Source organism: Geoglobus acetivorans, assembly GCF_000789255.1.
Classification (GTDB): domain Archaea; phylum Halobacteriota; class Archaeoglobi; order Archaeoglobales; family Archaeoglobaceae; genus Geoglobus; species Geoglobus acetivorans_B.
The window spans coordinates 615444-640565 of record NZ_CP009552.1 but is presented as its reverse complement, the minus strand read 5'-3'; the positions used below and the strand labels follow the sequence as shown (position 1 = coordinate 640565).

Annotated in this window: 31 protein-coding genes; 16 read left to right on the top strand and 15 right to left on the bottom strand. The window is 46.9% G+C overall.

What is annotated here, in order from left to right:
* Positions 1 to 112: 112 nt before the first annotated feature.
* The gene (locus GACE_RS11875) at positions 113 to 367 is read left to right on the top strand and encodes a DUF445 family protein (protein ID WP_052400206.1); all 255 of its coding nucleotides are present in this window, start codon (positions 113 to 115) and stop codon (positions 365 to 367) included.
* Here the strand turns inward: GACE_RS11875 and GACE_RS03685 are convergent.
* Both GACE_RS03685 and cobT read right to left on the bottom strand, forming a co-directional pair.
* Complete coding sequence (locus tag GACE_RS03685; RefSeq protein WP_048091286.1) at positions 323 to 895, bottom strand: class I SAM-dependent methyltransferase; 573 nt, start codon at positions 893 to 895, stop codon at positions 323 to 325. The genes GACE_RS11875 and GACE_RS03685 overlap by 45 nt on opposite strands.
* A 97-nt stretch (positions 896 to 992) precedes the next feature.
* Positions 993 to 2018: a nicotinate mononucleotide-dependent phosphoribosyltransferase CobT gene (gene cobT, locus GACE_RS03680; RefSeq protein ID WP_048091284.1), complete on the bottom strand. Its 1026-nt coding sequence runs from the start codon at positions 2016 to 2018 to the stop codon at positions 993 to 995.
* Positions 2019 to 2132: 114 nt separating this feature from the next.
* On the opposite strand from cobT, the gene GACE_RS03675 reads away from it, so the two are divergent.
* Together GACE_RS03675 and GACE_RS03670 are read left to right on the top strand one after the other, a co-directional pair.
* The gene (locus GACE_RS03675) at positions 2133 to 4478 is read left to right on the top strand and encodes a DNA-directed DNA polymerase (RefSeq protein ID WP_048091282.1); all 2346 of its coding nucleotides are present in this window, start codon (positions 2133 to 2135) and stop codon (positions 4476 to 4478) included.
* A gap of 1 nt (position 4479) precedes the next feature.
* Positions 4480 to 5241, top strand: coding sequence for an MBL fold metallo-hydrolase (locus tag GACE_RS03670; RefSeq protein ID WP_048091280.1), 762 nt, complete (start codon positions 4480 to 4482; stop codon positions 5239 to 5241).
* On the opposite strand, the gene GACE_RS03665 is transcribed toward GACE_RS03670, so the two are convergent.
* The 7 genes from GACE_RS03665 to GACE_RS03635 all read right to left on the bottom strand — a co-directional run bounded on the left by GACE_RS03665 (position 5242) and on the right by GACE_RS03635 (position 9988).
* Complete coding sequence (locus GACE_RS03665) at positions 5242 to 6210, bottom strand: DUF5305 domain-containing protein (protein WP_048091278.1); 969 nt, start codon at positions 6208 to 6210, stop codon at positions 5242 to 5244.
* Positions 6174 to 7007: a signal peptidase I gene (locus GACE_RS03660; RefSeq protein WP_318249312.1), complete on the bottom strand. Its 834-nt coding sequence runs from the start codon at positions 7005 to 7007 to the stop codon at positions 6174 to 6176. Before GACE_RS03660 ends, GACE_RS03665 begins: the two co-directional genes overlap by 37 nt.
* A gap of 9 nt (positions 7008 to 7016) precedes the next feature.
* On the bottom strand, positions 7017 to 7544 hold the full coding sequence (locus GACE_RS03655) for a hypothetical protein (RefSeq protein WP_048091274.1): 528 nt from the start codon (positions 7542 to 7544) through the stop codon (positions 7017 to 7019).
* Between the two features lie 2 nt (positions 7545 to 7546).
* Complete coding sequence (locus GACE_RS03650; protein ID WP_158413796.1) at positions 7547 to 8086, bottom strand: hypothetical protein; 540 nt, start codon at positions 8084 to 8086, stop codon at positions 7547 to 7549.
* Positions 8087 to 8154: 68 nt separating this feature from the next.
* Positions 8155 to 8934, bottom strand: coding sequence for a SipW-dependent-type signal peptide-containing protein (locus tag GACE_RS03645; RefSeq protein ID WP_048091271.1), 780 nt, complete (start codon positions 8932 to 8934; stop codon positions 8155 to 8157).
* Between the two features lie 37 nt (positions 8935 to 8971).
* Positions 8972 to 9571, bottom strand: a complete 600-nt coding sequence (locus GACE_RS11165) for a TasA family protein (protein WP_148305910.1) — start codon at positions 9569 to 9571, stop codon at positions 8972 to 8974.
* Positions 9572 to 9721: 150 nt separating this feature from the next.
* Positions 9722 to 9988 carry a winged helix-turn-helix domain-containing protein gene (locus tag GACE_RS03635; protein ID WP_158413795.1) on the bottom strand — a complete coding sequence of 89 codons (267 nt, stop codon included), beginning with the start codon at positions 9986 to 9988 and terminating at the stop codon, positions 9722 to 9724.
* 284 nt (positions 9989 to 10272) lie between these two features.
* Between GACE_RS03635 and GACE_RS03630 the strand changes: the two genes are divergently transcribed.
* The 4 genes from GACE_RS03630 (at position 10273) to GACE_RS03615 (ending at position 12446) form a co-directional block, all read left to right on the top strand.
* Positions 10273 to 10605 (top strand): heavy metal-binding domain-containing protein, encoded by a 333-nt coding sequence (locus GACE_RS03630; RefSeq protein ID WP_048091267.1) that lies wholly within the window; start codon positions 10273 to 10275, stop codon positions 10603 to 10605.
* A 35-nt stretch (positions 10606 to 10640) separates the two neighbouring features.
* Positions 10641 to 11003, top strand: a complete 363-nt coding sequence (locus GACE_RS03625; RefSeq protein ID WP_318249285.1) for a PadR family transcriptional regulator — start codon at positions 10641 to 10643, stop codon at positions 11001 to 11003.
* A 73-nt stretch (positions 11004 to 11076) separates the two neighbouring features.
* The gene (gene yjjX / locus GACE_RS03620) at positions 11077 to 11601 is read left to right on the top strand and encodes an inosine/xanthosine triphosphatase (protein ID WP_048091263.1); all 525 of its coding nucleotides are present in this window, start codon (positions 11077 to 11079) and stop codon (positions 11599 to 11601) included.
* Positions 11598 to 12446: a radical SAM protein gene (locus GACE_RS03615; RefSeq protein ID WP_048091261.1), complete on the top strand. Its 849-nt coding sequence runs from the start codon at positions 11598 to 11600 to the stop codon at positions 12444 to 12446. Before yjjX ends, GACE_RS03615 begins: the two co-directional genes overlap by 4 nt.
* Positions 12447 to 12477: 31 nt before the next feature.
* Here GACE_RS03615 and GACE_RS03610 read toward each other — a convergent pair whose 3' ends face one another.
* The gene (locus GACE_RS03610) at positions 12478 to 12900 is read right to left on the bottom strand and encodes a hypothetical protein (RefSeq protein WP_048091259.1); all 423 of its coding nucleotides are present in this window, start codon (positions 12898 to 12900) and stop codon (positions 12478 to 12480) included.
* A 315-nt stretch (positions 12901 to 13215) separates the two neighbouring features.
* Here GACE_RS03610 and GACE_RS11620 point away from each other — a divergent pair, with 315 nt between their 5' ends.
* Genes GACE_RS11620 through GACE_RS03590 form a run of 4 tightly spaced genes read left to right on the top strand, consistent with a single transcriptional unit; the run spans position 13216 to position 15867 of the window.
* On the top strand, positions 13216 to 14106 hold the full coding sequence (locus tag GACE_RS11620; protein ID WP_048091257.1) for a hypothetical protein: 891 nt from the start codon (positions 13216 to 13218) through the stop codon (positions 14104 to 14106).
* Positions 14107 to 14139: 33 nt separating this feature from the next.
* Positions 14140 to 14571, top strand: a complete 432-nt coding sequence (locus GACE_RS03600) for a hypothetical protein (protein WP_048091255.1) — start codon at positions 14140 to 14142, stop codon at positions 14569 to 14571.
* 54 nt (positions 14572 to 14625) lie between these two features.
* Complete coding sequence (locus GACE_RS03595; protein ID WP_048091252.1) at positions 14626 to 15507, top strand: hypothetical protein; 882 nt, start codon at positions 14626 to 14628, stop codon at positions 15505 to 15507.
* Between the two features lie 3 nt (positions 15508 to 15510).
* Positions 15511 to 15867, top strand: a complete 357-nt coding sequence (locus GACE_RS03590) for a hypothetical protein (RefSeq protein ID WP_048091250.1) — start codon at positions 15511 to 15513, stop codon at positions 15865 to 15867.
* Between the two features lie 365 nt (positions 15868 to 16232).
* Here the strand turns inward: GACE_RS03590 and GACE_RS03585 are convergent, their stop codons facing one another.
* The 3 genes from GACE_RS03585 to GACE_RS03575 are packed head-to-tail and all read right to left on the bottom strand — an operon-like array spanning position 16233 to position 19442.
* Positions 16233 to 17093, bottom strand: coding sequence for a 3-hydroxyacyl-CoA dehydrogenase family protein (locus GACE_RS03585; RefSeq protein WP_048091248.1), 861 nt, complete (start codon positions 17091 to 17093; stop codon positions 16233 to 16235).
* 9 nt (positions 17094 to 17102) lie between these two features.
* Positions 17103 to 18251 (bottom strand): acyl-CoA dehydrogenase family protein, encoded by a 1149-nt coding sequence (locus GACE_RS03580; protein WP_048091246.1) that lies wholly within the window; start codon positions 18249 to 18251, stop codon positions 17103 to 17105.
* Between the two features lie 9 nt (positions 18252 to 18260).
* On the bottom strand, positions 18261 to 19442 hold the full coding sequence (locus GACE_RS03575) for a thiolase family protein (RefSeq protein WP_048091244.1): 1182 nt from the start codon (positions 19440 to 19442) through the stop codon (positions 18261 to 18263).
* 136 nt (positions 19443 to 19578) lie between these two features.
* On the opposite strand from GACE_RS03575, the gene GACE_RS03570 reads away from it, so the two are divergent.
* The 5 genes from GACE_RS03570 (at position 19579) to GACE_RS11160 (ending at position 24012) form a co-directional block, all read left to right on the top strand.
* Positions 19579 to 20571 (top strand): CoA transferase, encoded by a 993-nt coding sequence (locus GACE_RS03570; RefSeq protein ID WP_048091242.1) that lies wholly within the window; start codon positions 19579 to 19581, stop codon positions 20569 to 20571.
* A 30-nt stretch (positions 20572 to 20601) separates the two neighbouring features.
* Positions 20602 to 21117 carry a tRNA (cytidine(56)-2'-O)-methyltransferase gene (locus tag GACE_RS03565; RefSeq protein WP_048091240.1) on the top strand — a complete coding sequence of 172 codons (516 nt, stop codon included), beginning with the start codon at positions 20602 to 20604 and terminating at the stop codon, positions 21115 to 21117.
* Positions 21118 to 21179: 62 nt separating this feature from the next.
* Positions 21180 to 21860 carry a hypothetical protein gene (locus tag GACE_RS03560; RefSeq protein WP_048091238.1) on the top strand — a complete coding sequence of 227 codons (681 nt, stop codon included), beginning with the start codon at positions 21180 to 21182 and terminating at the stop codon, positions 21858 to 21860.
* Between the two features lie 32 nt (positions 21861 to 21892).
* Entirely contained in the window at positions 21893 to 23287 is a 1395-nt protein-coding gene (gene cobQ / locus GACE_RS03555) for a cobyric acid synthase CobQ (protein WP_048091236.1), read from the top strand.
* A gap of 47 nt (positions 23288 to 23334) precedes the next feature.
* Positions 23335 to 24012 carry a hypothetical protein gene (locus GACE_RS11160; RefSeq protein WP_052400204.1) on the top strand — a complete coding sequence of 226 codons (678 nt, stop codon included), beginning with the start codon at positions 23335 to 23337 and terminating at the stop codon, positions 24010 to 24012.
* Here the strand turns inward: GACE_RS11160 and GACE_RS03545 are convergent.
* Together GACE_RS03545 and GACE_RS03540 are read right to left on the bottom strand one after the other, a co-directional pair.
* The gene (locus tag GACE_RS03545) at positions 23996 to 24457 is read right to left on the bottom strand and encodes a hydrogenase maturation protease (RefSeq protein WP_048091234.1); all 462 of its coding nucleotides are present in this window, start codon (positions 24455 to 24457) and stop codon (positions 23996 to 23998) included. The genes GACE_RS11160 and GACE_RS03545 overlap by 17 nt on opposite strands.
* A gap of 20 nt (positions 24458 to 24477) precedes the next feature.
* Positions 24478 to 25107 carry a cytochrome b/b6 domain-containing protein gene (locus GACE_RS03540; protein WP_048091231.1) on the bottom strand — a complete coding sequence of 210 codons (630 nt, stop codon included), beginning with the start codon at positions 25105 to 25107 and terminating at the stop codon, positions 24478 to 24480.
* Positions 25108 to 25122: the final 15 nt, after the last annotated feature.

Genomic DNA, 25122 nt, shown 5'->3' with positions numbered 1-25122 from the left:
GGAAGAATTCAGGGAGCTTATCGAGGAGGCTATTGAAAAGACAATCAGAGAGTCAAGACTTTTCAGGATTCTGTCAAATTCGGCAGTTATTGCCATTCTGGAAAGATACGGGGTGGTTGACCGAATTTCAGACCAGATTGAGGACCTGCTGTCAAAAACACAGGTTATGGCGAGCAAGGTGATTGTGGAAAATATTGACTTCAGAAAATTCCTGGAGCGGAAAATTGCGGAGTTCAGTGAGGAGGAAGCCGAGTACGTGTTCAAAAAGCTGGCGAAAAACGAGATGAGGTTCATAGAGATTTCAGGAGCAATCCTGGGATTTTTAATCGGGCTCGTTCAGAGCATCTTTTTCATTATAGCCCATTAGTGTGTAATGGTGAGCATAAATGGGGAGCTTTTCAACGAACCTGAAATTCTCCCTCAACGCTTTTTCCATCTCATTTTCGTCAATCCTTTCCTCAACAGGTGGTCCGTAGTCCATTTCAATCTTTTTCCATTCTATAACGCAGACGACTTTAGCTTTTGAAGCCCACTCCAGGAATCCTCTCCAGTCATCCACCTCATGCAGGACATTGGAGAACAAAACGAAATCTACGGGGAAATCAAACTCAGGTAGCCTTTCAGAGAGTACAATACCCACGTTCTTAATCTTTAACCTCTCAAGCTCGCTCCTCAGCGCTTCGACCATCTCTATGTTTGCATCTATTGCATAAACTCTTTTGAAGTGCTTTGCAAGGGGGATGGTGAAATACCCCGGCCCGGCACCGTAGTCTACTGCGTTTTCCCTGCACCGCACTTTTCCTATAACCTCTTTCTCGAAGACATCTACGGGTAGAATTCTCCTTCTTTTCTCACTTTTGAGGGCTTCCGGCTTTCCGGAATATCTGTGAGGCATCAGCCGGATTATGTACGGTGTTCAATAAAAATGTTCTCGTGTTCGGCTGCTGAATGGGAAAGGGGGACAGATTTAAAAAATGAATTAATCAGGCCCGTTACCTGGCCTGCTCTATTATGGACTCATAATCTCTCTCCACTTCATCCAAAAACTGTTTCATGGTGTAACCGTTCTTGTAGGCGAGGAGCGTGGCACCTCCTGCTCCGACCCCTTCCTTGACAAATCCTTCGGCGTAGGCTCTGAGTCCGGGTTTCGAGGATTCGCCAAGTCCCGGATCACTCGCTATAACGTCCACAGCCGAAATTTCAGAAATGCTGGCTGTTGCATCCTCGGCAACGTACGCTGTTGTGGCAAGGTATATCTCACTGCTCCTGTCTATTCTCTTTATTATCTGCGAGGCTGCGGCCATCTGTGTGCCTCCTGCAAGAACAACCGGTTTTTTCGAGCCTGTGGAAATGCCTGCAACCGCAAGCAGAACGGGGTCGCCGACCTCTGCAAGAATTTCAATCGGGTCATCGGTCTTAACCCTGCTCACGGCTTTTTCGATAACCTCTCTTTTTATGTTTACTGGATTCCGGGGCATGCTTGATGAAACAGCGGGATTCAGTCCAAGTGCCTTCAGAACTGCTCCCGCCGTTGTTGTTCCGGCAGGGATGCTTTCACCCACCATCAGCACGTCAAAGGCCTTTGAAATTTCTTTCCCTATGATCCGGGCATACTCAAAAGCCTCCATTGCCGAATCCATGCTGAAGGCACTTTGCTCTGCAATGTTGTTTCCCACAGGTGCGTTAATGCTGTAGTACGGTATCTTCGGTTTCACCATAAGTCCCGCATCGACCACAAACAGCGGGATTTTGAGCAGCCTCAGGGCAGTGTATGTGATAAGTGCCGGGGTTGGTTTTCCGTCTGGAGTTGCAGGCGGAAACGGAATGCTCTTGCACTGTCCGTAATGCAGGAGTTCTGCATCAGCTGGTGGGGTGAACTTAATCAGGTCTGGATTTTCCCCTGCTGCAGTGATTCCAGGAATTTCCGCAGTTTTTGTATTGCCGATGCACAGAACGAAACCCACGTTTCCATTCAGCACATCTGAAAAGTCCTTTCCCTTAACAACCCTGTAGCTCATGGATTCTGGAAGGATTACAGGCATTATAACTGTTTTTTTTGTATTACATATGTAATACAGAATTGCATCAGAGTCGTGAAAGGGTTAAATAGTATCCCGCCAACAATTCCCTGAATGGAAGGCTGGCTCATTGATGCAGATTATGTTACCGAGGTAGGAAAAGCAGTGGTAAGGCTGTGGTGCAGGGACGAGGAAGGAGTTTTCGTAGTGTATGACAGAAATTTCACCCCCTACTTTTACGTCATTCCTTACCAAGACTTCGATCCGATGGATGTAAAGGTTGAATCCAAGGGAAAGGTCGTATCCCCTCTGAAGGTGGAAAAAGCCAGGAAAAAGATTTTTGGCAAGGAAACTGAAGTTTATGTGGTTTATGCACGCCACCCCCAGGATGTCCCAAAGCTGAGGGAGGTTTTCAGAGACTACGGGGATGTGAGGGAGGCGGACATACCCTTTGCATACAGGTATCTGATTGACAGGGATCTTGCATGCATGGATGGTGTGAGGGTTGAGGGTGATGTCAGACAGGAAAAGGGACTGAGGGTTGTTGATGCAGAGACCGTCGAGAGAGTGAGAAAGAAGACGTTTCCCAGTTTGAGAGTTCTCGCATTTGACTGTGAGATGCTGACCGAGTTCGGGATGGCTGATGCAGAGAAGGACCCGATAATAATCATCGGAGTCAAGATGGGTGATTATGAGGAAATCATACACGGTGAGGAGAGGGAGATAATAGCCAGATTTGTAAAGGTGATAAGGGAGCTGGATCCCGACATCATCGTTGGTTACAACCAGGATGGTTTTGACTGGCCGTATTTAAAAAAGAGAGCCGAAAAGCTCTCCGTTAAGCTTTCAGTTGGCAGAGACGGTAGTGAGCTGACTTTCAGGGGTGGTAGGCCGAAAATCACTGGACGGCTGAATGTTGACCTCTATGACCTGGCGATGAGACTGGACGTCAAGGTCAAAAAGCTTGAAAATGTGGCCGAATTTCTGGGCAGGAAGGTGGAAATTGCGGACATAGAGGCGAAGGACATCTACCGGAAGTGGACCTCTGGAGATAAGGAGAGCGTTTTCAGATACTCGAGACAGGACATACTCAACACGTATTTTATAGCCGAAGAACTCCTTCCGATGCACTACGAGCTTTCCAGGATGGTCAGACTCCCTGTGGACGACATCACAAGGATCGGCAGGGGAAAGCAGGTTGACTGGTTGCTTCTGAGTGAAGCGTACAGACTGAACGAACTCGCACCAAATCCCAGGGAAATGGATGAGGGTTACGAGGGAGCATTTGTCCTCGAACCGGTCAGAGGTCTGCATGAGAACGTTTACTGTCTGGATTTCGCTTCGATGTACCCCTCCATAATGATTGCCTACAACATCTCTCCAGATACATACGTTTCGGGAGCATGTGATGACTGTTTTGTTGCGCCCGAGGTTAACCACAGGTTCAGAAAACAACCAGATGGCTTTTTCAAGAGAATTCTTCAGGACCTGATCAGACGGAGGCGTGAAGTGAAAGCCATGATGGGCGAAACAGACAGGGACAGCATCGACTACAGGCTTCTCGACATAAAGCAGCAGACGCTCAAAATTCTCACGAACTCATTTTACGGATACACAGGATGGAGCGGGGCAAGGTGGTACTGCAGAGCATGTGCTGAGGCGACAACAGCATGGGGGAGACATTTCATAAAGAAATCTGCAGAGATTGCCAGAAGCATGGGGTTTGAGGTGCTTTATGGCGATACGGACTCGCTTTTTGTAAAGAAGAACGACGGACTTGCAGACAGCAAGGAAGTGGAGGAGCTGATAAAGCGCATCTCGAAAGAAATACCAATCACTATTGAGGTCGATGAAATCTACCGAACAATATTTTTCGTTGAAAAAAAGAGGTACGCCGGACTTACATCGGACGGAAGACTTGTTGTCAAGGGTCTTGAAGTCAGGAGAGGAGACTGGTGTGAGCTTGCGAAGGAAACCCAGAGGAGTGTTATAGAGATAATCCTGAAAGAAATGAATCCGGAAAAGGCTCTCAAATATGTTAGAGAGGTGATAGGCAGAATAAAGTCCGGTGAGTACCCCCTTGAAAAGTACATCATTTACAAGGGGCTGACAAGAAAACCCTCCAGATATGAGAGTGTTCAGGCACACGTTAAGGCTGCCAAGAGAGGAATGGAGCTTGGGTATCATTACCCTGTAGGCACAAAGGTGGGATTCGTGGTTGTTGAGGGTTCCGGCAACATCGGAGACAGAGCCTATCCACTCGAACTGATTGAAAGCTTTGATGGAGAGCTTGTTGAGCTGAAAACCAAACTCGGCAACGAGAAGAAGAGGATTGACAGGGAGTACTACATAAACAATCAGATTATCCCGAGTGTTTTGAGGATACTTGAGAGGTTCGGGTACAACGAGCTGACCATAAAGGGAAATACACAAAAAACCCTTGACTCATTCTTTGGCTGATATGCTTGCAACCGAAAGGATTGGGGATGTGGAGCGGATTGAAGTTGGGGCAGAGGTTGGAGGCAGAGTGGTGTTCACAACGTCATTCTACGCTTATTCAGACCTCGTTTTCGATTCAGGATGTTCAAATGTGAGGGACGAAATAAGAGAATATTTCGGGAAGAGAGCCTGTGATTCGGTTTATCTCACCCACCACCACGAAGACCACTCTGGAAATGCGGGACTGTTTGATGTGATCTATTCAGGAAAGGCCACGGCTGAAATTCTTTCATCAGGATTTGAGATACCTGACTACCGGAAGCTGGTATGGGGAGAGGTTGAACAGATTCCCGCCGAGAGGTTCAGGGAACCTGAAATAGAGTTCGTTTACACTCCTGGACATTCCCGGGATCATGTTGTTTACATTCTGGATGGTTATGCCTTCATCGGGGATCTGATTGCAGCAAAGAGGGTATCCGTGGCTCTGAGGTATGAGAGATATGTTCAGATCATCGAATCCCTGGAGAGGTTGCTCAATCATGATTTCGAGATTGCGTTTGGAGGGCATGGAATATACCGCAGAGAAGAGGTCGAGGAGTACCTGAATTACCTCAAGTGGTTGAGACAGAGGTGTTTGGAGCTTTATGAAAGAGGAAAGTCATATATGGAGATCTACGCAGAGGTTTTCGGTAAGGCAGGCGAGAAGGCAATGATGTTTGAAAGGTTTAGCGGAGGGGAGTGGTCCAGGGAGAATCTCGTGAGGTCGCTGCTCGGCGTTGATTGATCACTGTTTTTTACCCTTCTTTCTGTAAGCAAGTCTGTATTTGTAGATGATTCCCTGCTTTACGATGAAGTACACGCCGGTCTCCCTATCATGCAGAACTCTCTCTCCAGTATCTATGGCAATATCAACAAGGTCCTGAAGACTCTCAACCTGAATTTCAGTAAAGTCGCCTTCCGGAAGCTTGGCGTTGCTTATCCACTTCCCGTACTTTCTGTGGAGCTTTTCGGGTGTGGGTGCCGAGGTTGCGTACATGTATATCGAGGCAATCATTGCAAGAAGTGGAGCGACCACAAGTCCGGCGCTGGCAGCGATCTCTTTCTGTGTGGGCGGCACAGAGACGGTCTTTGTGACCTTTTTCTCTATCTGTTTTTCGGATTTCTGTGAGGAGACAGAATAGTAGCTGTCCCCGGGAGAGATAGTTAGCGGTGCTGACAAACTGTACTTGCCGTAATCGCCGGATATTTCAACCTCAGCAGTGAGCCGGATCTCCTTGCTGCCCCCTCTGAAGTCCAGATAGCTCTCTATTTCTGAAATCTTCTTTCTGAGGTCAGGGATGTTAAGCGATGTATGAACGGTGGCCCAGTTTGAAGACGATGTGTTGCCTGAGCTGACGGTCTCTGTCTTCTCCCAGAGAACCTGGTTTGAGTTTTTGGAGAGGTATTCCAGCCGGATGACGTAGTCAGCGGTGAAATTTCCCGGATACGAGATCGTGAGCCAGATATCGAGGACAGGGCTTACGGAGTAGAAGTACACGCTCCTGTTCTCAAGCCTGCTTCCTCTTTCCCACAGCGGGTTATCGCTCATAACGATTGCGGAGTGGGTGAATCCCACTGTGACCACTCCAGCCTTTTCCGTGGTTTTTATCTGCTTCACCTCTGGCCTGAGGTTCCCGTAGGCATAATATCCGGCTGCCAGAGTTACGAGCAAAAAAATCAGCGAAACAGCAAGCCATATCTTCTTCTTTTCCATGCATTTCTCCTCCTCTCGATACACAGTGGAATCGAAATCAGCGTGCAGAATGCTGTATAGATGCCAAGCACGATGAGTGGATTCAATCCGAGCCTTTCGATATAGAATGGAGGAATTATATAAATCATGCTGTATGGGTCAAAATTCTCCGCAACAAACCAGCTTCCGTTGACAAACTCTGCCTTCTGCACCGGCAGGTTGGTGTTGGCAGATATCCAGAACAGTGCTGAGAAAAGGGCTGTGTATGCTGAGGTGACAAACAAAAGCCTGTGCCATCTGAAAACACCCCTCCTCCTCTCTGAGAGTCTTTTTTTCCTCACCTCTTCTCTCTCGCTTACCGTGGGGTTCGCGAGTATCCTGAGTTCCTGTGCCATTATGATGGCAGACGGTATCAGTATGAGTCCAAAGTACGTGATCTCCCTTTTCTCGTGCAGGTATCCGAGCATCGGAATGAGAATTCCGGGGCTGCCGACAATATCGTCTTCGTGAACGGTGAAGGGGTCTGGCTCCTCCACAGCATCCCCCTTCGTTCTGAAAACAAGGCTTCCATCGTCTTCTTTCGTTATGTTTATTATCCTGTGGGTTATGAGAACGTTCTCCCTCCCATCAGGGCTTCTGAATGTGATTATATCCCCTACGGACAGCTCTTCAGGGTTTTTTTCAAAAACCAGGACTATGTCTCCGGGATATATCACTGGAACCATGCTCCCGCTCAGCACTATAAGTGCTGCAGGTTTGAAAGTCAGAAAGGCGAGAAGAAAAACCGCGGATAATGTGGTGGATACAACTGCAATCACCCTTGACAATCAATCACCTCTCTCGAATTCAACTTTCAGCTCTGAACCGTCCGAAAACTTCAGCCTGACCGTGTGCTTTTCATCATGCTTATCCTCATGCTCTTTATCCTTTCCGTGCATGCCATGCTTCTCTGAGCAGCGTTCACCAAACTTGAGGGCAAGGTAAATGTAGTCCTCATCACTGAAAAAGGGCGGAACTGTGATGCTCAGGCTGTGTTTCTCATTACTGCTGTCGTAAATCTCACCACCCGATCCGTTGAGCGCAATCAGCTTTTGAAGGCTCTCACCTTCAATTTCCACAAGGGTGACGCTTGCATCTCCTGTATTTTTCAGCCTCACGCAGAAATATTCACTGCAGTGGTTAAAGGGGCAGTCGCTCAGCTTTTCGACCTCAACGTGTGATGATTGAGGAGCATAGACCTGCAGTGTAATCGTAACTTTTTCAGTGTCATAAAAATAACTTGACGTGAAGCCTGTGTATGCGAGGAAAACGAGAGCCATTCCCGAGATCGCAAGCATGAGGATGCCGGTCTTCATCTTCAACCCCCGATTGTGAACGTGAAGCTCAGGTTTATGCTGTCTCCCTGATACTCGTTGCCGGCATCCGGTATAAACCTTACCTTTATGTAGAATTCTCTACCATCGTCCGGATTGATTGTGTACTGGATGTTTACAGGGAACAGTGAGAGGTCGTGCAGGTCTATTCTGCCGTTACTGTTCACGTCCTCGATGTAGTTTTTCAGATTTCTCCACACAGGACTTCCGCTTTCACCCAAGGACATATCTGTGATCTCAATGGCAGAAAGGAAACCCTCCGGGCTGCTATCCGAGTTTGGGTCGGTGAAGCCGTAGTAGCTCAGCGAGATGCTGAGAAAGCTTGACTTACCAGTTCCACAGTTTTTCAGCGTTAGAAAACCCTCGGCGTAATCTCCCGGCCTGAAGTTTGATGCTCTCAGAAACGGTGGGGCTTGCTGAGCTGTGTTGCCATCCACAACGAAGCAGAGATCAGGATAGCCTGTGGCAGATGGTGCGAAGTAATGGGGGTTCAGGGCGTAAGTCTGGCTGAGAATTTGCAGCAAGATAGCCAGCAAGATCACAAAAAAAATTGAAAATTTCTTGATGGACTTCATGCTGATCTCTGCTGTGATCAATTGCTGCTCGGAAGTATTACCTCAACCCCTCCCGGCGAAAGGACCGTCTGGCTTGGATCCTGGGCCAATGCAACCTGCACTATCAGTTCGCAGACATCGCCCTGCCAGTCGTTCTGGGGCGTTCCTGTGTCAATAATCTCGAAATCCATCTGGATGAGACCGTACTCATTGCCGTCCGTAAGCGGTGTGTAATCTGATGGCAGTTTAATAACAGACAACGCCAAATCGTTCATTGTGCATTCTGAATCACCGTCTGCCATGCACAATCCGTTTAGCAAGTTGTACGTAGTCTCTCTGTTGGAGGAGAGCCCATAGTTTAGTTTTGTGAGTTTAATCTCTTTCAACCAATCTCCTATACCACTTTGGTTGGTATCTGATTCTGGGCCGATGGTGTGTTTTGATGAGTCATATGTAAAGTCATATGGATACGTCGGGCTGACGAATACATCGCCGTCGTCGTCCTCGTAACATTTGAACTTGAAAGCCAGCTCTATGTGGTCTCCCCGTAGACTACCGTCGTTGTGAACCTTTATCTGTCCAGACCCCATCCAACTGCTCTGGCCCGGATTATCTTCATCAGTTCTTGGATACGAGTTGAGAACAAGCCACTGCTGGTTTGCATCGGTTGTATGGTCTGTCAGGTATATGTCCAACGTTCCAGCCTGAACATAATTTCCACTGCTCGTCTCAGTGTCCTGATAGATTGCCCATGTACCGTAGCCAGCTCCTGCGAGCACAAGGCTGATGAGGATGAGAGCCGCTGCAACGCTTCGCATCGCTGGTCACCCATTGAAAAATTAAATGACTAATTGTTTAGGATGGTAAAATTCCGTCTTGCATTAGCTTGAACTCGACATTGACAGTCACCGTGTCTCCCTGGATCTCGTTTCCGACTGTTGTCGGGATATTCACATCGATCTTTATGTGCATAGAATTTCCTCCGGTAAGGTCTCCAAGTAAGATGTACTGGTTGGCAATCTCTGAGAGCGAAACACAACCATCACTATTGGTGTCGTAGGTACTCAGATCAAAGGAAGTTCCGTCCAAAGTAACTGCAACACAGAGGTTATCGTCCAAAACGGCATCATCTGGGCTTCCCTCCGCCTCGGTATTATCACCAGTGCTTTCGGTATATGTAACTTTCATATATAGGTCGCCATCAATGCTTCCAAAGTTCTTGGCATAGAAGTCAAGCCAATCACTCCAGCCTGGATAGACATTCGTGACAGTGTAACTGGGTATGTTTGGATCGTCGTACCATGTATTTGCACCATCTCCAAGTTTGAGTTCCAAAGTCCCAGCCGTAATTTGGTTCCCACTGCTCGTCTCCGTATCACTGAAGTACGCAAACGTTCCCGCTCCAATCACCAGCCCTACCAGGGCCACCATCAACACACCCACTATCCATCTCATTTTCTGCACCTCATACTCCAATGATTTTTGATGAGATATAAATGTTCAAGATTTATTGACATGTGTATCTGTAACATGTTTCACTTCTGTGCAACAAGCATATAAATAATTGTCATGATGATTAGGAATCAATAAAAATAAAATTTTTATTTAAAATTTATAATTTTTTGAGTTTATGCTGATCAGTTCGATAACCCTTGAAAGGTGGGTGTAAAGCTCCTCTCCCCTCTCCGTCATCTCAAAAGACCCGTTGTTCCTCCGGATCATCCCGTTTTCGATAAGAAGGGAAATGTATTTTTCGCAGTTCCTCCAGTCGATGCAGGCTTTATACATTATCTGCGTTTTTTTGGTAGTTCCGCTGTTTATTGCAGAGAGAATGTCGTGTATGATTTCGAAACTGCTTCTGCGCACTTTCATAATAACCCTCATATTGTATTTGTTTTATTCTGTAGTAATTATATATTCATCAGTTTAACACTGTTTGGTTTATCTGCAATAAATTCTGAATATAGCTCTTTATCTCAATAATAAAAAAATTACTGATGGTATGGTTATAATCTAAATAATTATAATGGACCGGAACAGTGCCTGGAACTGGAAGTGTACTGAACGGTGAATGTCTGTGCATTACTGCGTTCGTCGAAACTTTTTTATTGCACCCTGACACACTTACCTCGGAGTCCGATGTATGGGGTGATGGTATGGGTGACGTTCTGGCCGTAACAACCGAAACAATACCTGGTTATAGGATTGTTGAGGTAAAAGGAATAGCACGTGGCGGGGTGGTGAGGGCCACGCACATTGGGAGGGACATAATGGCTCTCCTGAGAAACATCAGGGGTGGAGAGATAGACGAGTACACCCGGATGATGGCAGAGGCAAGAGAGGAAGCTCTGAAACGGATGTTTCTCCATGCAAAGGAGCTTGGAGCCAACGCTGTCGTCAACATCAGGTTTGCAACCTCAAACGTTCGCTCGAACGTTGCGGAAGTCTATGCCTACGGCACTGCAGTTGTTGCTGAACCCGAGCAGTGAATGGTTACGGCATGAAGTTCCAGTGCTGCTGAGGAGTGATAACGCCCGTGTTCCGGCAAAACGAGAAAAACGCAGTCAAAAAACTTCGCAAGGATTTGCGATCAGGTTTCTACTCTTTTCTGGTGCTGTCAATCCTTGAAAACGAGGGGGACCTCCATGGCTACGCAATAAGAAAGAATCTTGAAACGCTCAGCGACGGAAAGCTGGTTCCGAGTGAGGGAACGCTTTACGACCTCCTGAAGAGCCTCAGGAAGTACGGGCTCGTGGAAGACTTCCAGGCTGAGGTTGGGGGAAGATTCAGGAGGTATTACAGGATCACGGAGCTTGGCAGTAAAGTTCTGGCCGAGCTGAAAGATGAGGTGCACGTGCTTACTGAGACGCTCAATAAAGTGCTATGAGGACGCAACTCTTTTTTTGTGGTGAAGATGGTGAGAGAAAAGTTTATCTTGAGTTTGATTCCCGGTTTTCCGGATGAAAATTGCTGTTGGAACGAAGAATCCTGCCAAAATAGAAGGTGTCAAAAGGGCTTTTGAGAAATTCTTTCACGATGTCCAGGTTGTTCCCAGGGAGGGTATATCGGGTGTTAGCGATCAGCCATTCGGTGCTGAGACAATAGAGGGGGCTGTGAACAGGGCAAGGAACGCGTACAGTGAGGATCTGGACTTCTCTGTGGGAATTGAGGCGGGACTCTTCGAGCTGCCGTTCACGCTCACGGGCTACATCGATTTTCAGGTCGCATGCGTGTTTGATGGCGAACATTACACCATAGGTTTCGGGCCGGGTTTTGAGTACCCACCTCTGGTTGTGAGGGAAGTGCTTAACGGGAAGGAGGTAGGGGATGTCATGGAGGTCCTTACAGGGATTGAAAATCTCGGGAAAAAACAGGGTGCAATAGGCTTTTTGACAAAGAATGCCATAACCAGGAGCATGCTCAGCGAGATTGCAGTAACAATGGCCCTGATACCCTGGCTTAACAGGGAGATGTACCGGCAATGAGCCGTTTGATCACATCATTCGACCCCTGGAAATCAAGAATCTGCACCTGTCCTGCGAAGTACTCCCTCAACCCCTACACCGGCTGTGACCATCGGTGTCTTTACTGCTATTCCACATACATTCCGAATTTTTTCAGCGCCCGACCAAAGAAGCTCCTGCTGACGAGGCTTGAAAGGGAACTGAAGAATCTGCCTGAAAATGCGCTCATCTCCATGTCGAACAGTTCCGACCCGTATCCGCCGATGGAGAGAGATATGGGGCTGACGAGAAACGTGCTGAGGCAGATATCGGAGAAAAACTTGAGGTTGCTGGTTATAACCAAGAGCGACATTGTGGCGAGAGATGCTGACATCCTGAAAAACATGAGGGCCGCAGTTTCGATAACGGTAACAACACTCGATGAGGATGTTGCAGGGAAAATGGAGCCAAACGCTCCTGAGCCGGAGAGAAGAATCAGAGCGCTGAAAAGGCTGAAGAAAGCAGGAATTTCTGTAATTCTGAGACTCGATCCGGTAATGCCAAAGATCAACGACGAGAATTTTGAGGAGGTTCTCGAGAGGGCCAGCTTTGTGGACCACGTTGTCTCATCCACCCTGAAGCTCCGGGGAGACTCGTATTCTCGGATTGTAAAGGAATTTCCGGAACTTAAAGAGCACTACAGGAGGCTGTACTTCAGGGAGGGTGAGAGGTTGGGCGGGAGCTGGTATCTGGGAAGAGACCTCAGGGTGAAGCTTTTATCAGGAGTTGCTGAAAAGTGTGAGGAGCTTGGTATAAGCTATGCGTTCTGCAGGGAGGGAATACCGTTCAAAGCCGGAAGCTGCGATGGGTCACATCTGATAGCATGAGATCTATCTGTTCCGTTCTGCATTTTCTCTTTCAGAGCATCTTCGTTATTATTGCTACAAGAACAGCAGCGTACGAGACAGCGTTAAGAATTGCTGAGAGGAGAACACTTTTCACTGCGCTCTTCCCCATTCCAACTCTGTAAATGACTCCCTCAATCAGCGTGGATAGGGCGTAGGCGGAGAGGAACCAGATTTCTATTGCAGATTTGTACGGACCGGGAACAACCAGTCCTGCAGCTGAACTTATGATGTTGGCTATTGCAACGACCAGAATGCCTCTGCCAGCCTGAATTTCCAGTCCAAGCCTTTCCCTGAGAGCAAGAAATGCTAACACCTCGAGGAGAATGATGATGGGTATGTATGGGATGAACACGAATGTGAGCGGGAAAATAACGTCAGCCCTTGCAATATGGATGAGGAGTAGCAGGACTATCGGGAGTAGGTGTTTTTTCATGTTGTGTATTGATGTCTGACTAATTTAAAATTTTTCACATAATAGAAAAGCTGTGGTTTTAAGCATGGAAAGATGTTGCGAGAGTTGCTAAAGATAAAAGATCCCACGAGCCCGTCTGCCTCTCTTCAAAGCTGTGTGGGGAGTTTTGTGGGCTTGTATAATCTGGGGGTGTTAATTTGACAGTCCCCCTCTTTAGTCGACCAAGTATATTTTTATTTCGGAATTAAAATTTTTAATCTGCCTCTAAAAAGTTTAGCTGGTGACTAAACAGTTTAGTTTGTAACTAAAATTTTTAGAATAGAAATTAATAAATATATGATACTCTCACTTGATTTTGAGGTTGATGAAATGAAAAGGGCACTGGCGGTGCTGCTGGTTTTAGTGATGCTTGGAAGCGTAATAACACCAGCAATGGCAAATACAGAAGTCACGAGAACACATGTCAAACTGATCCTCCGAGAGAAGTCAAGGACATCAACAGTTGTTGAAGTGAACAATGTGTTAATAAGTCTGAAAAGCAACAAAAACTTAACAAAAGCCAATTTAGAAATTAAGGATCTCAAAACTGGCAAGACATACATATTCGAATACAGGGTGAGTGAAAACAATGGTAAATACACTATCGAAGTGTACAGCAAAGGGAGACTCGTCAACAAGTACGAGTCCAAGTATAACCCACTGGATTCAAACGTTACGAAGAAGCTGCTGTCTGAAAATAGCAAACGCGTTGCGAACATCAGGATACTCTCCTATTCCTACTGGTGGGACGGTGTGAAGTTCGTAAAATGGTACGGTGTCAAGTATCCTCATCCAGACTATGCATACTATCGGATAGAACCTTGGGACGACAGCTACATTACTGGAAACAAGCTGGTACATTACCACATCTCGGATTACAACTCACAGAAAATAGCAGGATTGCCGCCAGTAGTAGCAGGAGCGGTTATTGGAGGAATTGTTGGAGAAGTGCTTGGAGGCGGAGTTGGTGGTGTAGTCGGAGGAATAGTGGGGGGAGTATTAGCACTTTGGTTTGGAGCAGATTTGTCAAACATGCTCCTTGATGAGCACGGAAGTATATGGTTCTGGTTCTCAAAAAGCTTTAGCTGGGTAACAGTACCAGTAGCGCCTTATGTCGCATGGGTGCCAAATTATTTCAGAGTGGCATCCTATACATTATGGGATGCACTCGGAATTGGAAACCCTTAAATTCTTAATTTTTTTATAAATTGGGGATAAAAAATGAGTAGATTCAGCAGATTTGATGCTGCTGGAATGTTATTTGGACTGCTGCTGTACTACATCTGGATTTTCATGATTCTCCTAATCCAAAGTTTCTTTTTTGCAAAAAAATATGCCATCCACGGAACCTCAGTCCTCAAGATACCACCCAACGACGTTTTCGTGTGGTTGTCTGACGGGTTGTTGGTGTTCTATCTTGTGCTGGGACACTACATTTTTACAAATAAGGCGTCAGACGTTAAAGTTTTGAGGAGTTTGCTTCTGGGTTTTGGCGTATGGCTGAGCGTTCTGGTAATCCTAAGTCTGTTCGGATTCAGCATGTCGGTCATTCTGCAACAGTCGTTTGAACTTGGACAACCAAATAGTACCTTTGCAACTGTTTTAATGGGATATCTGGTTACGCTTGCAATCTGCCTAATCAAACGTTTGTAATTAACTTTTTAGATAATAAATAGTTTGATGTTCAATGCCTTCTGAGGTGACGCGGTGAAAAGAGCCGTAGCGGTGTTGCTGGTTTTGGTGATGGTGGGTAGCGTAGTGAGTCCGGTGACGGCTGCAGCACCTATGACAACCGGAAGACTATCAAAGGATCTGCATGTTGTTGCAGAGAAATCTTTAAAATCTACAAAAGCAAGGCCAATATATCACATGCACTCAAAATCAAATCGACTATGGAAACCAGTAAACGAATCTTATGCAATATCAAAAGCAGTTGCCTATGCACTAAATGAAGTAGATAAGGTCACCAAACTCGACAAAACCAAAAGGCAAATGGTCCTAAAGGCGATAGAAGATTACTTAAAAGCACAAAAGCTAGACAATACAATTTTGGCTGAGGTTGAGTGGAACGACTCGAAAGGTTCAGAATCTATTGCTATTATAGATCTGAACACAGGTAACGTTGTCTTTGATTCACACATGTGGTTCTATGCTGCCACTTTTGTTGAGAAGAGTCAGAATAGCATTTCCTCGTTAGCCGTTCACTGGTCTGATTACAAAAATTTCCATAGGGTTTTTGACATATACAATGTTTTTGGGATCAAGATTGCCACGTGGACATTTGACACGACAATCATCACAGAGATTTCACCATCGAGTTCGATAGACCTGAGCGGGACTGGCTACGTTGACTCATCGGTTTACTTCGATATTCAGACAGAAGGCATCACACTGAATCAGCCGGCAATCTTGTTCGGTGATGGAGCAACGAGTGGTACTGTATTCCACATTGGCGATGATGTAACTCCAAATACAGGCGCAGTTGATGTAGACTACAAGATAAACTATGTGGCGTTAGCTGGCGTTGAGTTTCACACAATTGAGCTATCTGACAGCTATACTGCCCATCTGGAGTTCAGCAGAGGATAAATTATGCGGAAGACAACAATCATCTACTCCATAATTTTTTTGAACACTGTATTTTTCTTCTACGCCGTTTTTGAGAGTTTCGTTTACTCCTCCGTAGTTCTCTCGGAAATTTTGCTGATTGTGCTGTACATGCTGAGTAAAGATAAAATCTGCCTGAAGCTGTTCGCTATTCCCATATTTGTGTCCGGGATGCTGGCTGTGGTATCTCCCTTCAACATTAATGGTTTTTTCACGTTCGTGTGGAACTTTCTCTACCTTGCTCAGCTGCTCCTCGCTTTCACACTCCCTCCAGTTTGCGGTGCAAGATGTCTGAAAAGCCTTGAGGAGAGGCAACTTGAAAGCCGTTCCAAAGAGTTTTGACGAGGGTGATGATAGTGCCAAAACTCCTGAGCTGTGCAGGTGGTGCAGCAATCACAATCGGACATAACTCGAGGACATTCCTGCAGGAATGATTTTATCGGGGTTTTTGAGCAAAAGGAGGTCAATTGTGAATGGAAGGATTCACCGAAGTGCTGCCGTTTCTGCTATGCTAAAAAGTGGGGATGGACAATAATTCCGGTGCCTCCATACATTCAGTACCTTCTCGATGTATTTCAGAATCGCAGCATACACTCTATGGGATGCCAGGAGAATTGAAAGGATAGTAACGTCAGCATTAAATGTAATGAGGGAATAATCTTTAAATTATTGAAAAATAGATTTCTGTTAAAAAAAGAGGAGAAAAATCACTTGCTGTAGTCGTAGAAGCCCCTTCCCGTCTTCCTTCCGAGCAATCCCGCCTGAACCATCTGCTTGAGCAGGGGGCAGGGGCGGTATTTGTCTCCGAGCTCTCTGTGCAGGGTTTCGATTGCAGCAAGGCAGATGTCTAAGCCAATCAGGTCGGCAAGCTCTAACGGCCCCATCGGAACGTTTGTGAAGAGTCTCATTCCCCTGTCTATCTCCTCCTTCGTCGCAACACCCTCGTAAAGCACCCAGATTCCCTCGTTTATCCAGGGCATCAGGATTCTGTTGGAGATGAAGCCCGGAGAGTCCCTGCAGACAACTGGCTCTTTCCCAAGCTTCTTCGTGAACTCAACCGCAAACTCTAAGGTTTCGTCGCTCGTTAACAGCCCTCTGACGATCTCAACTCCCTTCATCACCGGGACGGGGTTCATGAAGTGGATGCCCACGAAGTTCTCCGGCTTCCTCGTAACTGATGCCATTTCTGTGATGCTGAGCGTGGAGGTATTCGAAGCGAAAATCGCATCCTCCCTCTTCACGATCTCGCTGAGCTGTCTGAACGTTTCCTTTTTCAAATCCATGTTCTCAATTATTGCCTCAATCACGACATCCACATCTGCGAGATCCTCAAGCTTCGTTGTGGGCTTTATTCTGCCCATTATCGTCTCAACATCCTCGTTCAGCCTGCCCTTTTCTGCAAACTTCTCAAGACTTTTTCTTATATTGGCAAGCCCCCTTTCGAGGAATCTGTCTTCTATGTCTCTCAGCACCACCTCATAACCTGCCATCGCACATACCTGGGCTATTCCTCCACCCATGGTTCCAGCGCCGAGTACTCCAACCCTTTTAACATCTTCAACGTTCATCCCATCACCTCATACCCTTATCTTTCCGGCAAGCCTTCTTGAGATGACTATCCTCTGAGCCTCACTCGTCCCCTCATAAATCGTTCCAACCCTCGCATCCCTGTAATATCTCTCAACATCATACTCCTTGCTGAACCCGTATCCTCCAAAGATCTGCACGGCCTCGTAGGTAACCTTTACTGCAACCTCACTCGCAAACAGCTTTGCTGCAGAGCTTAAGGCCGGATCAGCCTTACCGTTATCGACAAGCCATGCCGCCTTGAAGACAAGAAGCTTCGCCGCCTCTATGTCTTTATACATGTCGGCAAGCTTGAAGGCTATGGCCTGATGCTCTATCAGGGGTTTTCCAAAGCTCTTCCTTTCCTTCGCATACTCAAGTGCTCTTTCGTATGCCCCGATGGCCATGCCGAGGTGCAGAGCGCCGATCTTGATCCTGCTTTCATTGAAAAATGCCATCAGCTGGTAAAAACCATTGTTTTCCCTGCCTACGAGATTTTCTTCAGGCACTCTCACATTGCTGAGAGAAACTTCGGCAGTATCGTGGCAGTTCAGGCCCATTTTATCTATTTTTTTGGCAGAATATCCCTCTCTGTCCTGCTCTACAAGGAAGGCCGAGATGCCTCTGTGGGGTGGATCAACCTGAGCGGTTTTTGCGAGAACAACCGTGTAAATACCCTCACTTCCGTTGGTTATGAACTGCTTTGTGCCATTCAGCACCCATTCACTGCCGTCCTTAACGGCCCTTGTCCTCATTGCGGCCACGTCAGTACCACAATCCGGCTCGGTGATGGCTATTGCCGAGATACCCTCACCCTTGGGGACCTTCGCCATGAATTTTTCCTTCTGCTCCTCCGAGCCAAAATGAAGGAGCATTGGAACACCGAGAACCGCGAGGTCTATGGCAGAGCCGATGCTGCTGTCTGCCCTCGTGAACTCCATGCTGATTATCGCCTCAGCCAGGCAGTCCATTCCAGCGCCGTTGTACTCCTCAGGTATGCTTGCCCCGATGTAACCGAGTTTTGCGGCTTTCCTGTAAATTTTCATTGGATATTCCTTTTTCTCATCGTACTCTTTCCCGTATGGCATTATTTCCTTTTCAGCGAATTCTCTCACCGCCTGCTGGAGCATTTTGTGCTCTTCATCCAGCGTGAAATCCATACAATCACCTCAATACTTCCTGAAGACTATCGCATCACCCTGAGCCATTCCTGCACAAAGCGTAACCACACCGCATTCTTCATTTCTTCTCAGCATCTCGTGCATGAGTGTTACAACAAGCCTCGCTCCAGTTGCACCAATCGGATGACCGAGAGCAACAGCTCCACCATTGACGTTCACCCTGTCAAGGTCAATATTCAGCAGATATTTGGCAGAGATGAGTGTTACTGCCGCAAAGGCCTCGTTGATTTCCCACAGGCCAATCTCTTCTTTGGCAACACCGGCTTTTTCAAGGGCGATTTCCGCCGCATACGCCGGAACAGTTGCGATGTACTTTGGATCTCTCGAAGCCTGGCCGTGTGCAAGAACCTCAAGTTTTGGCTCTATGCCAAGCTCTTTCGCTTTCTCTTCGCTCATAAGAACAACAGCAGCTGCACCATCGCTTGTATTGGGTGCGTTGGCAGCGGTAATCTTGCCATCCGGCCTGAAAACGGGTTTCAGGCTCTTTATTTTTTCAAGAGTTGTATCTCTTCTCGGGTTCTCGTCAGTATCAACAACTTTATCGCCTTTTTTCTCCTTAATTGTGACGGGAATAATCTCGTCCTTGAATTTACCTTCATCAATTGCCTTTATCGCCTTTACGTGACTGTAATATGACCATTCATCCATTTCATCCCTGCTGACACCAAACTCATTTGCCACATCTTCAGTGTTCTCCGCCATGTGCTGGTTGTATATCGGATCCCATAAACCGTCGTGCACCATGAGATCAACAAGGGTATCGTTGAACATCCTGTAGCCCCATCTTGCCTTCATCAGTGCGTACGGGACATTGCTCATGCTCTCCATGCCACCTGCGACGACAATCTCAGCCTCGCCCATCTGGATCATGAGGTGCCCGAGAGCCACGGCCTTGAGCCCGGAGGTGCAGACCTTGTTGATCTGATAGGCCGGGATCGTATCTGGCAATCCTGCCCTGAGTGCAGCGTGCCTTGCCGTGTTCTGTCCGCATCCTGCTGTGACGACGTGACCCATAATGACCTCGTCAACATCCTCCGGCTTTATTCCGGCCCTTTCAATGGCCTCCCTTATCACTATGCTTCCAAGTTCAACGGCAGAAACGTCCTTCAGGCCTCCACCAAACCTCCCTATTGGAGTTCTGACACCACTGACGATAACAGTTCTTGTCATTTTATCACCAAAAATTAACGTAATTGTTAAGTTAATAATATTTTCCCTTTTGGCGATGATTAATTGAATGGATTGGTCTGCTGGGAGTAATAAAAAATAATGAGGTTTTTATAGGACATTGACCCTCGAAACCCTCATGCTTGGGGAAATGTTTGTGATCGAACTTGCGTATTACTATCCCGGTCCGTTCTGCTGCAAAATTCTTTCAGACCTGGGAGCGAGAGTGGTGAAGGTTGAACCACCATCCGGAGACCCCATGAGATACCGGCCCGAGATATTTGCGGGGATAAACGCGGGGAAGGAACTGCATAGAATTGACCTGAAAACAGAAGAAGGCAGAGATGAATTCTACCGTCTTGTTGAGAGTGCGGATGTTGTGGTTGAGGGCTTCAGGCCGGGGGTCGCAAAAAAACTGGGTGTTGACTACGAAACTCTGAGCAGGATCAATGAGGGGCTCATTTACTGTTCCATAACAGGCTTTGGCCAGAACTCAAAAATAACAAGGCCCGTTCACGATATCAATGTTCTCTCCATGGCCGGAATCTGTGAGGTGTCTGGGCTGTCGGAGGGTATTCCGAGGGATCCGAATGTCCAGTTCTCAGACTACACTTCATCTGTGATGGCTGCAATTTCAATTCTGTCAGCATACATCAGGAAGATGAGGACTGGGAGAGGTGCTTACATCGATGTTGACATGTATGGTTCGGCTCTGTTTTCAGTGCCTCTGCACGCTCTCAGGGCTGCGAATGGCAGGCCCCATCTCAGGGATTTTTACGCCAATCCCGGTTACAGAATTTACAGGGCGAGAGATTGCCACGTGTCAGTAGGAATTCTGGACGAGCCTGTGTTCTGGGAGATATTCTGCAGGAGACTGGGTCTCGATGAGCTTGCAGATGTTGGATTTGAGGAAAGGCTTGCAAGGGCTGAAGAAATTGAAAAGCTGGTTGCCGAAAGGCTGTCGAACATGAGTAGAAGGGAAATCGAAGACATCTTTGGAGAGGATATACCTTACGGCGTGATTGAATCTCTGGAAAACTCAGTTTCAGACTCTGATTTTCTCAGAGAGCTTGAGTTTGAGAACACTGAAGTGAAAACTTTCAGTTTTCCGGTCAGGTTTCATCTGGGATAAATTTATTTTCCTCTCTGAATTCTGACACCTGTGGAGGTATATGTTCTCAGACTCGGTCACAGGCCGGAGAGGGACAAGAGGATCTCTACCCACGTAGCCCTCACAGCGAGAGCCTTTGGAGCAAAGGGCATTTACTTTGACACCAGTGACACGAAGCTCTTTGAAAGTGTGAGAGATGTGGTTGACCGGTGGGGTGGAGAATTCTTCATCGGGCAGGCAGAGTCATGGAAAAGCCTGATTAAAAACTTTGAAGGAGTGAAAGTCCATCTGACCATGTACGGCCTACCTCTTCCAGATAAACTCTGTGAGATCAGAAATGCTGAAAGGATTCTGGTAATCGTTGGAGCGGAGAAAGTTCCTCCGGAAGTTTACGAGCTTTCAGACTATAACATAGCCATAGGCAGCCAGCCGCACAGTGAGGTTGCGGCTCTTGCGGTCTTTCTTGACCGTGTTCTCGAAGGACGTGTATTCGATGCAGAGTTTGAGGGTGCCAGGCTCAGAGTTATCCCATCTGAGAGAGGTAAAAGGATAATTGAGAACGATTGAAGATATGTATTAACGCTGTTAAATCGATAGTTATTTATTTTTTAAGCTTTCAGTTATTTGTGGTGAATGGCTCTGAATACATAGTTCAGGGATTATCACTTCTGATCGTGTCAAGTGTAGCACTGAACCTTGTGCTTCAAAACGAATCCAGGGATATACTGGACTCGAAGGTAAGACTGTCGTACATAATGTCCATATTTGTTTTCACATCGCTGCTCTTTACCTGGGTGTCTGGATTTTTTTACTACATTTTCTGGACGAACACCGCCAGATTCATGATGGACCTCTCTGCATTCATATTCTGGGCAGTTATGGTCTCAGCAAACCTGTACATCATCAAGGTTCTCGTAATGGAGAGCGGGGTCTTGCCCAGGATGCAAAAAGAATTCTTTGACGTCATTCTTTACTTCATTGTCCTGTGGTTGCTAACCAGCCATCTGGGCTTCATCTCATACGGACTGCTCACGACCCTTTCAACCACAGCTTCGATTATAGGAGTTTATTTTGTCCTGGTGCTTGGAAAGTACTACAACCACAGGGACCTCTTCATAGTCCCGCTTGAGATTCACATTTTTTACCTGATGTCGGTTCTTGCCTCCATCTCCATGGGCCTCCTGCTTCTGGGCAGGGTGTACAACTATCGCTCCTACCTGTTTTTTGCAATCCTCATTTACGTCTTCCTCATATACGGGGTTGGCAAGATTGCCATTGAGCTGAGAAAATATCTGTCCAAAATAAGCTAATTTTTTAAACTTCTGCTTGTCCCTTCACCAGTATGCCGTCAATAATGGTGGGCGGAACCACGAGCAGTGCCGGGAAATCCGTGATTGTGGCGGCACTGTGCAGAATTCTCTCAAAAATGGGTTATGAAGTTGCGCCTTTCAAGGCACAGAATATGAGTCTCAACTCATACATCACCAAAGAGGGGCACGAGATTGCCTATGCCCAGGCGTTTCAGGCCTTCGCATGTGGTAAGGAGCCTGATGTCAGGATGAACCCTGTTTTACTCAAACCGAAGGGCAATCTCAAGTCACAGCTTATCGTCATGGGAAAAGCCCGAAAGGACGTCAGCGCTCTGAAGTATTACAGGGAAATCCCCGAGCTCATGAAAACAGTCGAACGGGCTTACAGAGAGCTTGAGAGCGAGAACGATTTTGTCATAATTGAGGGTGCAGGTGGAATGGCGGAGATAAACCTCTATGACAGGGACATGGCCAATATAGGCATTGCGAGAATTGCTAGGCCAGACGTTTACATTGTAAGCGATATAGACAGAGGAGGGACCTTTGCATCACTGTACGGCACATATTCTCTTCTGCCGGATGATGTTAGGGCTCTTGTCAGAGGGTTCATAATCAACAAGTTCAGGGGTTATGAGAACCTGCTTTACTCCGGGATTGATGAGCTTGAAAAACTGACCGGAGTCAGGGTTGTGGGCATAGTTCCCTACTTCGATGGCAATCTGCCTTCTGAGGATTCCCTGAGCATAGATGAATGGCAGGACGGGGGAGAAATCGGAATAATCAGGCTTCCCAGAGTGTCGAACTTCACTGATTTTGAGCCAGTTAGAGACATCGTCAGCTTCGTTTCGCCCAAGGATGAGATAGATGACTACAGTGCCATTGTAATTCCCGGAACAAAGGAGACACTACATGACCTGAAAGAACTGAAGAGGTGGGGCATGGACAGGAAGATCGTGAAATTCTCACGTGATCGACCTGTCATAGGTATATGCGGCGGTTTCCAGATTCTCGGCAGGGAGATCATCGACAGGCTTGAAAACATCAGGGCAAGGGGTCTGGGTCTCATAGACTCTGTAACAGAATTCGTGGCCTATGACAAGATAACCAGACAGGTTGAAAAGAGAATTACAGAGAGGGTGGCGATCATAGACGGCATTGTTGGCGAGACGGTCAGAGGATACGAGATTCACATGGGGAGAACGATATCAGACAGACCTGTTTTTGAGGATGACGGCGGGATGAACGAGAGTGGCCTTGTCTGGGGAACATATCTGCATGGCCTGTTTTTCAATGAAAACGTTAGAAAAGAATTCTACAGGTACCTCAACAGAAAATATGTGCCGTACGAAGACCCCATCGATAAATTCGTTGAGATGATTCACAAAAAAATTGACCTCGACCTCATCCTTTCCGGGGCCATGAGGTGATACCCGGAAGGGTAAAAGTCTTAACCTTTTATTTCAAATATTAATTCATGGATATTCTGGGAATTATCGGAAAGGTTCTGAAGTATGTATCTTTCGCCATGGTCCTGTACCTGGTTACGGCCGTTTTCTACCACTACTACAGCGGTCTTGCTTATCTTCCGGACGACTATTACCGCGTTGCGGAAAGCATGTACTCTTACCCGAGAGTCCACGACATCTGGAATCTGAGTGTGATTCTCAACAGCACAGTGATTCCAGCCTGCTACATCAAGGACCCGGACGCCAGTAAGGCATCTGCATACCTGGAGTGGTATCTCGAGGGACACGGATTCAAAACATACATTGCAAGGTCTGACGCCATGAATAAGATGTGGGTGATTGTCGAGCTCGATGATGGATCAAGGGTTGCGGTGGAACCCATGTTTCTGTGTTCGAGCAACTACAACCCTCCCGGAATAATAGATTCACCCGATGGAAGGTTCAGGAATTTTTCGGTAACCTGGAGGGAATACGTGAAGGGAGATTTCGATGGCACCTACTCCGAGTTTCTCAAGAGGTATGAATACTATTACAAACCGCCCAAAATCTTTGAAAACCCCGGACAGGCTATGGGTATCGCTTCCTCAATAAAATACCCTGGCTGGAAGAAGCTGAGACCCGATGAAATCGACTGGTGGAATTCCGAGCCATTTAGCACAATGGAACCCTTCAGCTCATGGGACTGATGCCAAGTTCCTTTCGTATGAATTCTATAACCTCATCAATGTACCTCGAACAGCTTTCGCTCAGATCCATACTGAGCTCGACCCTTTCCGGTTTAACCCCCACAATGACTATTTCGTCAGGCAGATTGTAAACGCCTCTCGCCATCGCTATCACGTCCCTGAAGTGCAGGTCATGCATGCTCAGCATGATATCAGACGGAAAATCCTCCTCCTTCGGATTGAACCTGTACACCGCAATGCCCTCTTCCTGTCCAACATCAATGGCATCGACTATTATTGCCCTGTCCTCACCATCCATTGCCTCAAGCATTATTGCAGAATTGGTCATCGAGTCCACAATTTTCACATTCTCGAATTCTTTCATCTTCTTCAGTCTTTCAATAACATGGATTCCAAAACCGTCGTCTCCGAGAATGAGATTTCCGGCACCGATTATGACTGCCATAAAAAAATTGGGTGTTAGGATTATTCAACAATTACGGTGTCCTCGCCCTCATCCCAGCCAAATATCATGGATTTCAGGACACCCCTGTTCACCGGATTGAGTGCCAAGTATCCGTGCGGAATCAGGACCAGCAGGAAGTATATGAACGAAATGAAGTGTATCAGCCTTACCGTTCCGAGATCAATGTATCTCGCCATTATTGCAAGGGGATGGGATGCCGGATAGTACAGAGCGAATCCAGAGAGGGCAATAACTATGACAAAGAACATGTCGCCCCAGATCATGAATTTGAGCACTGGATGCCACTTGGTGATGTACTCTCTCTTTGATTTGCTGTAGATGTGGTATGCAGGATACTTTTCTGTGAGGCCCATGAAGTTGAGAGCTATCAGTATCCATCTCTTAATGTCCTTGGGTGTGGGGATTGCCAGTAGGGCCTCTCTGGGGCTCAGAAGGAATCCGAGAACCTCCATGACGAGAGCCGCAACAAGTATCCATCCCAGTGCTACGTGGAATGGCACCGTGAAGGAGTCCATGAATCCAAAGCCGGTGAACACCTGCAGGCCCGTGATTATGAGCAGAATCATGGCAGTCGTGTGAACCCAGTGTGATGCTCTTGTCAGTCCATCATATCTGTAAATTTTCGCCATACGTTTCACCTCGTA